We start from the raw sequence: 12740 nt of genomic DNA on the forward strand, positions 1-12740 counted from the left end.
CTGGAGGCTGGATCGGCCCCTTGTGGGAGCGGGTTTACCCGCGAATGCGTCAGATCAGACAACCATGTTGCTCGTGCTGACGCTTTCGCGGGTAAACCCGCTCCCACAGGGGCCGCGCTCAGTGGCGACGACTGTTAACGATCAGAAGTCCTTGCACAGGCGCAAGGCGTCGTAGATCGCCGCGTGGACGTTACGCTGGGCCACGCAGTCGCCGATGCGATACAGCAGGTAGCCCTCGCCCGGCTGGCTGAGGATCGGCTGCGGCTTGATGGCGAACAGCGCTTCGATATCGATCTGGCCCTTGTTGCGCGAACCTTCCTTCAGTGCGTAGTACAGCTGCTCGTCGGGACGCACGCCGTTTTCCACCACCACTTGGTCGACCACGCGCTCTTCCTTGGCGCCGGTGTATTCGTTCTCCAGCACCGCCACCAGCTTGTCGCCTTCGCGGTAGACCTTTTCCAGCATCATGTCGCCGGTCATGATCACTTCTTTGGGGTAGATGCTGCGGTAGTAGGTCGGGAAGGTGGTACCGCCCATCGCGACGCCCGGCTTGATGTCATCGGTGACGATCTCCACCTGGCTGCCCTTGTCGGCGATGAAGTCGGCGACGGACATACCGGTGAATTCGCAGATGGTGTCGTACACCAACACGTTCTTGCCCGGCGCAACCTTGCCGTCGAGCACATCCCAGCTGCTGACCACCAGCCCTTCGGCGGCGCCCCAGTGTTCGTTCTGCTCCAGGAACGAGTGCCCGCCCACAGCCAGCACGACCACATCCGGACGCAGGTCCATGATGGTTTCGGCATCAGCGGCGGTGCCCAGGCGCAAGTCGACCTTCAGACGCGCCAGCTCCAGCTGGTACCAGCGGGTGATACCGGCGATCTGGTCGCGCTGCGGTGCCTTGGCGGCGATGGTGATCTGCCCGCCGATCTGGTCCTTCTTCTCGAACAGGGTCACATCGTGGCCACGCTCGGCGGCCACGCGTGCGGCCTCCATACCGGCAGGACCGGCGCCGACCACCACCACCTTGCGCTTGGGCCCGGTGGTCTTTTCGATGATGTGCGGCACGCCCATGTATTCACGGGAGGTCGCGGCGTTCTGGATGCACAGTACGTCCAGGCCTTGGTACTGGCGGTCGATGCAATAGTTGGCACCGACGCACTGCTTGATCTGGTCGATCTGGCCCATCTTGATCTTGGCGATCAGGTGCGGGTCGGCCATGTGGGCGCGGGTCATACCGACCATGTCCACGTAGCCGCCTTCCAGGATGCGGGTCGCCTGGTTCGGGTCCTTGATGTTCTGCGCATGCAGCACCGGGACCTTGACCACTTCCTTGATGCCGGCCGCCAGGTGCAGGAACGGCTCCGGCGGGTAGCTCATGTTCGGGATGACGTTGGCCAGGGTGTTGTGGGTGTCGCAACCCGAGCCGACCACGCCGATGAAATCGATCATGCCGGTGGCGTCGTAGTAGGCGGCGATCTGCTTCATGTCCTCGTGGCTCAGGCCATCGGGATGGAATTCGTCACCACAGATACGCATGCCCACGCAGAAGTCAGGGCCTACCTCGGCACGCACGGCCTTGAGCACTTCCAGGCCGAACTTCATGCGGCCTTCGAAGGTACCGCCCCATTCGTCGGTACGCTTGTTGACCCGCGGGCTCCAGAACTGGTCGATCATGTGCTGGTGCACAGCCGACAGCTCGACGCCGTCCAGTCCACCTTCCTTCGCCCGGCGTGCGGCCTGGGCGTAGTTGCCGATCACACGCCAGATCTCTTCGACCTCGATGGTCTTGCAGGTAGCGCGGTGCACGGGTTCACGAATGCCAGACGGCGACATCAGGGTCGGCCAGTTGAAGCCGTCCCAACGCGAACGACGACCCATGTGGGTAATCTGGATCATGATCTTGGCGCCATGCTTGTGCATGGCGTCGGCCAGGTTCTGGAAGTGCGGGATGATCCGGTCGGTGGACAGGTTCACCGAAGACCACCATTCCTGCGGGCTGTCGATCGCCACCACGGACGAGCCACCGCAGATGGCCAGGCCGATGCCGCCCTTGGCCTTCTCTTCGTAATACTTGACGTAACGCTCGGTGGTCATGCCGCCGTCGGTGGCGTAGACCTCGGCGTGCGCGGTGCTGAGCACGCGGTTGCGGATGGTCAGTTTGCCGATCTGGATCGGCTGGAACATTGCTTCGAATGCCATGACGCTCTCTCCGACTTACAACGGCTTGACGATGAACAGGCCGTCGTCGTGGCCTTCTTCCGAACCACCGTAGACCTGCTCGGCCACGGTCCGAATGGAGCTGCCGCGCGCGGCGAGAATCTGATCCATGGCGCCAGCGAACCAGCCGGTGAACATGTAGTCGACCTTGCGGCCGCACTTGCCATAGACGTAGACGAAAGCCGAGTGCTTGAGCTTGACGCTGCAGGTGCCTTTATCCAGGTCGATGTCCTGGATCTCGAACAGGCCCCAACCACGCTGGGACAGGCGTTTCATGTAGTGCTCAAACACCGCGACGCCTTCCAGGCCATGGCACTCGGCCTCTTTTTCGCACCAGTGCCAGGCGGACTTGTAACCGGCCTTGTAGAGGATCTCGGCGTAGGCGTCAGCGCCCAGCACTTCCTCGATGCCGATGTGGTTGTTGACGAAGAAATGACGCGGCACATACAGCATCGGCAGGGCGTCGGTGGTCCAGACACCAGTCTCGGTATCGACTTCGATTGGCAATTGCGGGGCGATCTTGGCCATGGAAACTCAACTCCATCAAAATTTTTATTGGGTTGCCCCGACGTTGCTGGCCGGGGCTTTCAGGCTTGGAGAGCGGCTTACTCGCCCCAGACGTCTTTCAATACGTTTACCCAGTTCTCACCCATGATCTTGCGTACCACACGCTCGGAGTGGCCGCGCTTGAGCAAGGTCTCGGTGAGGTTCGGGAATTCGCCGACAGTGCGGATCCCCAGCGGGTTGATGATCTTGCCGAAGTTGGTCAGGCGACGGGCGTACCCCTTGTCGTGGGTCAGGTACTCGAAGAACTCCTGGCCGTGGCCCTGGGTGAAGTCGGTACCGATACCGATGGCGTCTTCACCGACGATGTTCATGGTGTACTCGATCGCCTCGGCGTAGTCGTCGATGGTCGAGTCGATGCCTTTGGCCAGGAACGGCGCGAACATGGTCACACCCACGAAACCACCGTGGTCGGCGATGAACTTCAGCTCTTCGTCGGACTTGTTGCGCGGGTGCTCTTTGAGGCCCGAAGGCAGGCAGTGGGAGTAGCAGACCGGCTTCTTCGACTCGAGGATGACTTCCTCGCTGGTCTTGGAGCCGACGTGGGAGAGGTCGCACATGATGCCGACGCGGTTCATCTCGGCGACGATCTCGCGACCGAAGCCCGACAGGCCACCATCACGCTCGTAGCAGCCGGTGCCTACCAGGTTCTGGGTGTTGTAGCACATCTGCACGATGCCAACGCCCAACTGCTTGAACACATCGACGTAGGCGATCTGGTCTTCGAACGCATGGGCGTTCTGGAAGCCGAACAGGATGCCGGTCTTGCCCAGCTCCTTGGCCTTGCGGATATCGGCGGTGGTGCGCACCGGCATGACCAGGTCGCTGTTCTCGCGGATCAGCTTCTGACTGGCGGCGATGTTGTCGACAGTCGCCTTGAAGCCTTCCCAGACCGATACCGTGCAGTTGGCCGCGGTGAGGCCACCTTTGCGCATGTCCTCGAACAGTTCGCGGTTCCACTTGGCAATGATCAGACCGTCGATGACGATGCTGTCGGCGTGCAGTTCGGCTGGGCTCATCAGGCTGTCCCCTTTTATAGAGTTCGCTTGCGCCAAACCTTGTGCCGGCGCTTTGGGGCCAGCATATGCCTGCGGCCCGAGGCGCCCCGATGCAAAAACGACAGGGGGTTTGCCGAAAGCGTCAAGACGTTCAAAGGCCTCCGCTGCCGCGGGATTTGGCAATGAGAGCGAGTCTCGATAAGCGCCTTCCATGAACTTTTCTTCAGGGATCTACCGCAGCGCTTCGCGCTGAGCGAGAATCCCTGCGATTCGTCAGCCTGTTGAGGAGAAAACGGATGAAATCAATGGCATGGCTGGCCCTGGTGGCCGTCGCCCTGGGCGCCCAGGCGAGCGAGGAAGACAGCACGCCCTGCGACAACGTCGAGACCGACGCGCAGAACTACGCCTGCGCTGCCTACAACAAGCAGACCGCCGAGCGGGAGCTCAAATCGGCCTTTGACGATCTCATCCAGCGCATTACCGACCAATACCCGGACGAAAACGACAAGGTCCAGCAATTGACCGCCCGCCTGCAGGCAGCCGAGACCCTGTGGACCCAATTGCGCGACGCCGACTGCAAAGTCGAGACCTTTGCCGAGAAGCCCGGCAGCAAGGCCTTCGAGGCAGCCTGGAACACCTGCGTGGCCCAGCGCAGCGATGACCGTTCCGAGTACTTGCAGTCCATCGGACAGCAGTGATCCTGGGGCCGCTGCGCGGCCCTGGGTTGAGCGGTCACAATCCCGAGATCAGGTCACCTTGACCAACCGATCCTCCCGCGGACATCGCTCGAACCGCGCCCGATAGCAACGGGTGAAATACGACGCCGACTCGAATCCACAGGCGATGCTCACCTCCAGCACGCTCATGTCGGTCTGGCGTAACAGCTGCCTGGCCTTGTCCAGGCGCAGTCGCAAATAGAAACCACTGGGCGTGTCGTCCAGGTGCAGGCGGAACAGTCGCTCCAGCTGACGCCGGGTGATCTGCACGGCATCGGCCAGGATCTCGGTATTGAGCGGCTGCTCGGTGTTGCGCTCCATCTCGCCGATCACCCGCACCAGCTTCTTGTTGTTGATGCCGTAGCGCGACGCGATCTGCATGCGCTGGTGATCCTGTCGCGGACGGATACGTCCGAGCACGAACTGCTCCGACACCTGCACCGCCAATTCACTGCCATGGGTCTGGGCGATCAGGTCGAGCATCAGGTCGATGGACGCGGTGCCGCCGGCGCAGGTGATGCGTCGTCGATCGATTTCGAACAGCTCCTGGGTGGCCTGCAACCTGGGGTAGCGCTCCTTGAAGGCTTCCAACGCCTCCCAATGCACGGTCGCCCGGTGCCCATCGAGCAGCCCGGCTTCGGCCAGCACCATCGCCCCGGTATCGATGCCACCCAGCAACACGCCTTCATGGTCCAGACGGCGCAGCACTTGGTGCAATTGCGCGCCATAGCAGGCCAGTGGTTCGAAGCCGGCCACGATCAGCAGCATGCGCGCCGCCTCCCCCTCCCCCAGCACGCCATCGGCGTTCACCGACATGCCGTTGCTGGCCTGCACTGCACCGCCATCGAGGCTCAACACGCGCCAGCGGTACAGCGGGCCACGGAAGCGGTTGGCCACGCGCAGAGGCTCCAGGGCACTGATGAAGCCCATTGCCGAAAAGCCGGGCAACAGCAGAAAGTGAATGATTTCAGACATTGCATGCTCCACGGGAAAAGTGGTCGCTTCCGTGCAACTCTTGGTCGTCAGAGTGCGAATTTCCACCCCGCCACCAGCGTAGCGTGTTCACACGGCCCGCAGAGGCCGGCCCCAATAACAATATGCACTGCCGTTGGAGAGCCACCATGCACAGCTTCATCCGCCGCAGCTTGTTGTCCCTCGCGTTGAGCAGCACCCTCGCCACTCCCCTCCTGGCCGCCGAGCCCGCCGCCTGCAAAGACGTGCGCCTTGGCGTGGTCAACTGGACCGATGTCATCGCCACCAGCGCCATGGCCCAGGTCCTGCTCGATGGGTTGGGTTACCAGACCAAACAGACCAGCGCGTCGCAGCAGATCATCTTCGCCGGTATCCGCGACAAGCGCCTGGACATGTTCCTGGGCTACTGGAACCCGATCATGACCCAGACCATCACACCGTTCGTCCAGGCCGGGCAGGTCAAGGTCCTCGACAAGCCCAGCCTGGAAGATGCGCGAGCCACCCTGGCGGTACCGAAATACCTGGCCGACAAGGGCCTGAAGACGTTCGCCGACATCCACAAGTTCGAGAAGGAGCTGGGCGGCAAGATCTACGGCATCGAGCCCGGCTCCGGCGCCAACACCCAGATCAAAGCGATGATCGCCAAGAACCAGTTCGGCCTGGGCAAGTTCCAGCTGGTCGAGTCCAGCGAGGCCGGCATGCTCGCCGCCGTCGACCGCGCCGTGCGGCGCAAGCAGGCGGTGGTGTTCTTCGGCTGGGCGCCGCACCCAATGAACGTGAACCTCGATATGGTCTACCTGGGCGGCAGCCAGGACGCCCTGGGCCCTGACGAAGGCCGCGCCACGGTCTGGACCGTCACCGCGCCCGACTACGCCGAGCGCTGCCCCAACGCCCACCGGCTGCTGGCCAACCTGAGTTTCAGTGCCGAGGACGAGAGCCGCATGATGCAGCCGCTGCTCGATCACAAGGATCCGCTGGAATCCGCCCGCCAGTGGCTCAAGGACCACCCCGAGGACAAGGCACGCTGGCTCGAAGGCGTGACCACCTTCGACGGCAAGCCGGCGGCTGAGAACCTGAGTCTCAGCGCCAACTGACTCTACCGGTTCGCGGGTAACCCGCTCTCCACAACACACGATGCTGCGCCTGTGGAAGCGAGGTTGCCCCGCGCCCCCAGGGCTCACCTAGGCCCAATGGGAGCGGGTCCACCCGCGAAAGCCACACCACCGACCTCACAGACATACCCTGAAGGATCCGCGCCATGAACCATGACGTCATCATCACCTGTGCACTGACCGGCGCCGGCGACACCGTCGCCAAGAGCCACCTCGTCCCGGTCACACCCAAACAGATCGCAGAGTCCGCCATCGAAGCCGCCAAGGCCGGCGCCACCGTGGTCCACTGCCACGTCCGCGATCCACAGACTGGCCGCTTCAGCCGCGACGTGGCGTTGTACCGCGAAGTGATGGAGCGCATTCGTGAAGCCGATGTGGACGTGATCGTCAACCTCACCGCCGGCATGGGTGGCGATCTGGAGATCGGCCCTGGCGAAAAGCCCATGGAATTCGGCCCAGGCACCGACCTGATCGGCCCGCTGGAGCGCCTGGCACACGTCGAGGCCCTGCTCCCGGAAATCTGCACCCTGGACTGCGGCACGCTCAACTTCGGCGATGGCAACGCCATCTACGTCTCGACCCCGAGCCAACTGCGTGCCGGCGCCAAGCGCATCACCGAACTGGGCGTGAAAGCCGAACTTGAAATCTTCGACACCGGCCACCTGTGGTTCGCCAAGCAGATGATGAAAGAAGGCCTGCTGGACGATCCGCTGTTCCAGCTGTGCCTGGGCATCCCATGGGGCGCGCCAGCCGACACCACCACCATGAAGGCCATGGTCGACAACCTGCCCGCCGGCGTGACCTGGGCCGGTTTCGGTATCGGCCGCATGCAGATGCCGATGGCGGCCCAGGCTGTGCTGCTCGGCGGCAACGTGCGGGTCGGCCTGGAAGACAACCTCTATCTGGACCGTGGCGTGCTGGCCAGCAACGGCCAGTTGGTCGAACGCGCGGTGGAGATCATCACCCGCATGGGCGCTCGCGTCCTGACCCCGGCCGAAGGCCGCGAAAAAATGAACCTCAAACGCCGCTGAGCCCCCGGAGAATCGCCATGACCTTCATCACCGAGATCAAGACCTTCGCCGCCCTCGGTAGCGGCGTGATCGGCAGCGGCTGGGTTGCCCGCGCCCTGGCCCACGGCCTGGACGTGATCGCCTGGGACCCAGCCCCAGGCGCCGAGCAGGCCTTGCGCAAACGTATCGCCAATGCCTGGCCAGCCTTGGAAAAACAAGGCCTGGCGCCAGGCGCCTCACAAGATCGCCTGCGGTTCGTGGCCACCATCGAGGAATGCGTACGTGACGCCGATTTCATCCAGGAAAGCGCCCCGGAGCGTCTGGACCTGAAGCTCGACCTGCACGCCAAGATCAGCGCCGCGGCCAAGCCCAACGCGATCATCGGCTCCAGCACCTCGGGCCTGCTGCCCAGCGAGTTCTATGAGTCCGCCACACACCCCGAGCGCTGCGTGGTGGGCCACCCGTTCAATCCGGTGTACCTGCTGCCCTTGGTGGAAATCGTCGGTGGCCAGCACACCGCCCCCGAAGCCATCGAGGCGGCCAAGGCCATCTACACCGCCTTGGGCATGCGCCCGCTGCATGTGCGCAAGGAAGTGCCGGGCTTCATTGCGGACCGACTGCTTGAAGCGCTGTGGCGAGAGGCCCTGCACCTGGTCAACGACGGGGTGGCCAGCACCGGCGAGATCGACGATGCGATCCGCTTCGGCGCAGGCCTTCGCTGGTCGTTCATGGGCACCTTCCTCACCTATACCTTGGCCGGGGGCGACGCAGGCATGCGGCACTTCATGGCGCAGTTCGGCCCAGCGCTCAAGCTGCCCTGGACCTACCTGCCGGCGCCGGAGCTGACCGACAAGCTGATCGACGATGTGGTCGAGGGCACCTCGGAGCAACTGGGTGATCGCAGCATCGCCGCGCTGGAACGCTACCGGGATGACACCCTGCTCGCTGTGCTCGACGCAGTGAAGAACAGCAAGGCCCGCCACGGCATGGCCTTCGGCGATTGAGGAAACGGCAATGCCTGCACTGATCACCTACCGCACCCCCGTCCAGGAAGACTGGGTCGACTACAACGGGCATCTGCGCGATGCCTATTACCTGCTGATCTTCAGCTACGCCACCGATGCGCTGATGGAGCGCATCGGCCTGGATGCCGACAGCCGCGGGCAAAGCGGCAATTCACTGTTCACCCTGGAGGCGCACATCAACTACCTGCACGAAGTGAAGCTGGGCACCGAAGTGTGGGTGCAGACACAGATCATCGGCTTCGATCGCAAGCGCCTGCACGTGTATCACAGCCTGCACCGGGCGGGGTTCGACGAGGCCCTGGCGGCCAGCGAACAGATGCTCCTGCACGTGGACCTGGCGGGGCCGAAATCGGCAACGTTCAGTGAACGCAGCGCAGGCCTGCTTCAGGGGTTGGTGGATGAGCAACGGGACCTGCCAGCGGCAGCGTTTGTCGGGCGGGTGATGCGACTGCCTGGCTGAAACACGGCCCTTGGGGCACTGCACCCCCTATCGCGGGACAAGCCGCTCCTTCCGGTCCAGGAGGAGCGGCTTGTCCCGCGAGGGTTTCCCGCAGGCAAAAAAATAACCCCGGAAAGCCGTGAGCATCCGGGGCCAAGAGAGCGAGCAACATCCACTTTGCACGAGTGAGGGTGACCAAACCCTCGTTTGCCGTGAATGCGTCCAGTGTGGGGCAGCCCGGGTTGCTGGATTTAGCCGGGAACGACCTGTTCTTAGCCAAAGAAGCCATTGCGACATTCTGTCCTTGCCGCCCTGTCGGCTTGGTCAGAGAATCGGTTGCAGATCACAGCAGCACTCTCTTAGCGATAAAAGGGACAACAGCCATGATGCATGCGGATTTGATTGATCAGGAAGACCTGCTGGGCCAACTGCGCTCCAGGGGCTTCGAAATTCCGGCGGGCGCCAGTGCCGAGCAGGCCTGCGAGGCCGTGGTGCGGGGGCTGACCGAGCCCAACGCACGCGCGCTCAAAGGCATGGTCGAGCAGATGTACACCGGCAGCGCCACCATCCTCCCGGCCGTGCGCCAGGCCATCGAGAAGCAGCTGCTGCCAGCATTGGCAGAGTTCAAGAACCGCGCCTGACTGCAGAATCGCTTCGCGGATCGACCCGCTCCCGCAGGGCTCGACATGATCCCTGTGGGAACGGGTTTATCCGCGAAGCGGCAATGCTTGTCAGAGCCTTACGCTGGCAAACGTCGACTCGTTGCGCGCCTGGCTCAGCGAAGCCATCGGACCGCTGTGCGGGGTCAGTGCCATGGCCTGCGGGATCGGCATCATCGCCACCTGCTGGGCGGTATTGGAGCCCACGCGCTCGTCACGCGGCGGAATACCGAAGTACTCGCGATAGCACTTGGAGAAGTGCGGCGTGGAAACGAACCCGCACACCGAAGCCACTTCGATGATCGACATCGGCGTCTGCTTGAGCAGCTGCCGCGCGCGGATCAGGCGCAGCTTGAGGTAGTACCGCGACGGCGAGCAGTGCAGGTACTTCTGGAACAGCCGCTCGAGCTGGCGCCGCGACACCGATACATACACCGCCAGTTCATCCAGATCGATTGGCTCTTCCAGGTTCGCCTCCATCAGCGCGACGATCTCCTGCAGCTTCGGCTGGTTGGTGCCGAGCATGTGCTTGAGCGGCACGCGCTGGTGGTCCTGTTCGTTGCGGATGCGCTCGTAGACGAACATCTCGGAGATCGCCGCCGACAGCTCACGGCCATGGTCACGGCTGATCAGGTGCAACATCATGTCCAGCGGCGCGGTGCCGCCGGAGCTGGTGAAACGGTTACGGTCCAGGGTGAACAGGCGGGTGCTCATGTTCACCCGCGGGAAGGCTTCCTGCATCGCAGCAAGACACTCCCAATGCACGCTGCAATCGAAGCCATCGAGCAGCCCGGCACACGCCAGCGCCCAGCTACCGGTACATACCGCGCCAAGGCGACGCGACTGACGCGCCTGGGCTTGCAGCCAGGTGACGTGCTCGCGGGTGACGGTGCGCTGGATGCCGACACCACCGCAGACGATCACGGTGTCCATCGGCGGCGCGCTGTGCATGGCCGCGTCCGGCGTGATCTGCAGACCGTCGCTGGCCCAGACCTGACCACCATCGACGGTCAGGGTGTGCCAACGGTACAGCTCACGGCCGGAGAGTTGATTGGCCATGCGCAGCGGCTCGACGGCGGATGCGAGGGAAATCAGGGTGAAATTATCCAGCAGGAGAAACCCGATGGACTGGGGAGCTGTGCGGTTCTGGGTTGGGGTCCCGGAGGTGTACGACGTCATCGCGATTTCTCCTCACACAATGCAGGGTGTGCCTCAGGCTGGCACTGTTTTATTGTCATGGCCCCAGTTCGTATGCAGGGGCTTTGCCAACTACAACGCAAAGGTCGTGCCTGAAATTGAACGACCATTCAAAAAAAACCAAAAACGACGTCGTGTCAGGGCTGTCAGAGCTTTTCCATCAGATTTGTAGGAAAACGAGAACAGGCGCGCTAGCGCCTTTGCGTGTAACCCCTGAGCAGTTAAGTAGCACTTTTGGGAAGGATGCCCAGAAGCGACATCCATAAGTGTCACCGACAACGACACCTCTGGTAGCGACAACTGACAGCCGGTAGGGAACGATCGGTGCGCCAATTTGGGGCGCACCGACCGCAGAAGGGGCAAGAACGGCATCAGCACTCGATGGCGCTGACAGCCAGACCGCCGCGCGAGGTTTCCTTGTACTTGTCGTGCATGTCGGCCCCGGTATCACGCATGGTGCGAATCACCTGGTCGAGAGAGATGAAGTGCTCGCCGTCACCGCGCAGGGCCATCTGCACGGCGTTGATCGCCTTGACCGCAGCGATGGCATTGCGCTCGATGCACGGCACCTGGACCAGACCACCGACCGGGTCGCAGGTCAGGCCCAGGTTGTGTTCCAGAGCGATTTCGGCAGCATTTTCCAACTGCGGCGGGGTGGCGCCCAACACCTCCGCCAAGCCGGCTGCGGCCATGGCGCAGGCCGAACCGACTTCGCCCTGGCAACCGACCTCGGCACCGGAGATCGAAGCGTTCTTCTTGCACAGGATGCCCACCGCGGCAGCGCCGAGGAAGAAATCCACCACGTTGGATTCATCGACTGCATCCGAGAAACGCATGTAGTAGTGCAACACCGCCGGAATGATGCCCGCCGCGCCATTGGTAGGCGCAGTCACCATGCGCCCGCCCGCGGCGTTCTCTTCATTGACGGCCAGGGCGAACAGGTTGACCCACTCCATGGCGCTCATGGTCGAGCCAATCACATTGGGCTTGCCGAGCTCCTGCAGGCTGCGGTGCAGCTTGGCGGCACGGCGTCGCACGTTGAGCCCCCCAGGCAGGGTGCCCTCGTATTTGAGGCCGTTGTTCACGCATTCCTGCATGGCGTGCCAGAGCTTGAGCAGGCCAGCGCGGATTTCTTCCTCACTGCGCCAGGCCTTTTCGTTCTCCATCATCAATTGCGACACGCGCAGGTCGTTTTGCTTGCACAGGCTCAGCAGTTCGGCCGCGCTGTTGAAATCGTAGGGCAACACCGTCTCGTCAGCGTCCAGCACACCGCTGGCGGCCTGGGCGGCGTCGACCACGAAGCCCCCGCCGACCGAGTAGTAGGTGTCACGGTGCAGCTCACCTTGCGCGCCTTCGGCGATAAGGGTCATGGCGTTGGGGTGGTACGGCAGGTTCTCGTCGAGCAGCAGCATGTCGCGGCTCCAGACGAACTCGACCGGCAGGTGGCCATCGAGCTGCAAGGTGCTGGTTTCGCGCAGTTCGGCGATGCGCGGGGCAATCACCGTAGGGTCGATGGAGTCGGGCCACTCACCCATCAGGCCCATGATGGTGGCATTGTCGGTGCCGTGGCCGACGCCGGTCGCCGACAGCGAGCCATACAACCGGACTTCCACTCGCCTGACCTGTTCCAGCTCGCCGCGCTGGCGCAGCCCTTGGACGAACAGGGCGGCGGCACGCATGGGGCCGACGGTGTGGGAGCTGGAAGGCCCGACACCGATCTTGAACAGGTCGAACACGCTGATGGCCATTGTCGAATCACCTCTTGATGGGCTTGTCTCCCCGCGGCGTATGGCGGGTTGCGCAACTGCTAGGCTGATACCGCGAGTTG

The 12740-nt window shown here is 63.1% G+C and carries 12 protein-coding genes; 6 read left to right on the top strand and 6 right to left on the bottom strand.

The window, feature by feature from the left end; translation table 11 throughout:
- Nucleotides 1-141: 141 nt before the first annotated feature.
- From dgcA to AB1N67_RS22995, 3 genes are all read right to left on the bottom strand, one after another.
- A complete protein-coding gene (gene dgcA / locus AB1N67_RS22985; RefSeq protein ID WP_043211079.1) occupies nt 142-2202 on the bottom strand; it encodes a dimethylglycine demethylation protein DgcA in 2061 nt (686 codons plus the stop codon).
- Nucleotides 2203-2217: 15 nt separating this feature from the next.
- On the bottom strand, nt 2218-2748 hold the full coding sequence (locus AB1N67_RS22990) for a DUF5943 domain-containing protein (RefSeq protein WP_043211077.1): 531 nt from the start codon (nt 2746-2748) through the stop codon (nt 2218-2220).
- A gap of 77 nt (nt 2749-2825) precedes the next feature.
- Nucleotides 2826-3803, bottom strand: coding sequence for a dipeptidase (locus tag AB1N67_RS22995; protein WP_043211075.1), 978 nt, complete (start codon nt 3801-3803; stop codon nt 2826-2828).
- A gap of 275 nt (nt 3804-4078) precedes the next feature.
- On the opposite strand from AB1N67_RS22995, the gene AB1N67_RS23000 reads away from it, so the two are divergent.
- Nucleotides 4079-4480 (top strand): lysozyme inhibitor LprI family protein, encoded by a 402-nt coding sequence (locus AB1N67_RS23000; protein WP_043211074.1) that lies wholly within the window; start codon nt 4079-4081, stop codon nt 4478-4480.
- A 48-nt stretch (nt 4481-4528) separates the two neighbouring features.
- On the opposite strand, the gene AB1N67_RS23005 is transcribed toward AB1N67_RS23000, so the two are convergent.
- Complete coding sequence (locus tag AB1N67_RS23005) at nt 4529-5473, bottom strand: GlxA family transcriptional regulator (protein WP_090346336.1); 945 nt, start codon at nt 5471-5473, stop codon at nt 4529-4531.
- A 146-nt stretch (nt 5474-5619) separates the two neighbouring features.
- Between AB1N67_RS23005 and choX the strand changes: the two genes are divergently transcribed.
- The 5 genes from choX to AB1N67_RS23030 all read left to right on the top strand — a co-directional run bounded on the left by choX (nt 5620) and on the right by AB1N67_RS23030 (nt 9697).
- On the top strand, nt 5620-6564 hold the full coding sequence (gene choX / locus AB1N67_RS23010) for a choline ABC transporter substrate-binding protein (RefSeq protein ID WP_043211069.1): 945 nt from the start codon (nt 5620-5622) through the stop codon (nt 6562-6564).
- Nucleotides 6565-6728: 164 nt separating this feature from the next.
- A complete protein-coding gene (locus tag AB1N67_RS23015; RefSeq protein WP_043211067.1) occupies nt 6729-7613 on the top strand; it encodes a 3-keto-5-aminohexanoate cleavage protein in 885 nt (294 codons plus the stop codon).
- Nucleotides 7614-7630: 17 nt separating this feature from the next.
- On the top strand, nt 7631-8596 hold the full coding sequence (locus tag AB1N67_RS23020; protein ID WP_043211065.1) for an L-carnitine dehydrogenase: 966 nt from the start codon (nt 7631-7633) through the stop codon (nt 8594-8596).
- Between the two features lie 10 nt (nt 8597-8606).
- The gene (locus AB1N67_RS23025) at nt 8607-9077 is read left to right on the top strand and encodes a thioesterase family protein (protein WP_253131283.1); all 471 of its coding nucleotides are present in this window, start codon (nt 8607-8609) and stop codon (nt 9075-9077) included.
- Nucleotides 9078-9439: 362 nt separating this feature from the next.
- Entirely contained in the window at nt 9440-9697 is a 258-nt protein-coding gene (locus AB1N67_RS23030; protein WP_043211060.1) for a hypothetical protein, read from the top strand.
- A gap of 90 nt (nt 9698-9787) precedes the next feature.
- On the opposite strand, the gene AB1N67_RS23035 is transcribed toward AB1N67_RS23030, so the two are convergent.
- Together AB1N67_RS23035 and AB1N67_RS23040 are read right to left on the bottom strand one after the other, a co-directional pair.
- A complete protein-coding gene (locus tag AB1N67_RS23035; protein ID WP_043211058.1) occupies nt 9788-10894 on the bottom strand; it encodes a GlxA family transcriptional regulator in 1107 nt (368 codons plus the stop codon).
- Between the two features lie 389 nt (nt 10895-11283).
- The gene (locus tag AB1N67_RS23040) at nt 11284-12660 is read right to left on the bottom strand and encodes an L-serine ammonia-lyase (protein ID WP_102081072.1); all 1377 of its coding nucleotides are present in this window, start codon (nt 12658-12660) and stop codon (nt 11284-11286) included.
- Nucleotides 12661-12740 lie beyond the last annotated feature (80 nt).

It is taken from the genome of Pseudomonas guariconensis, assembly GCF_040822035.1.
GTDB classification, from domain to species: domain Bacteria; phylum Pseudomonadota; class Gammaproteobacteria; order Pseudomonadales; family Pseudomonadaceae; genus Aquipseudomonas; species Aquipseudomonas guariconensis.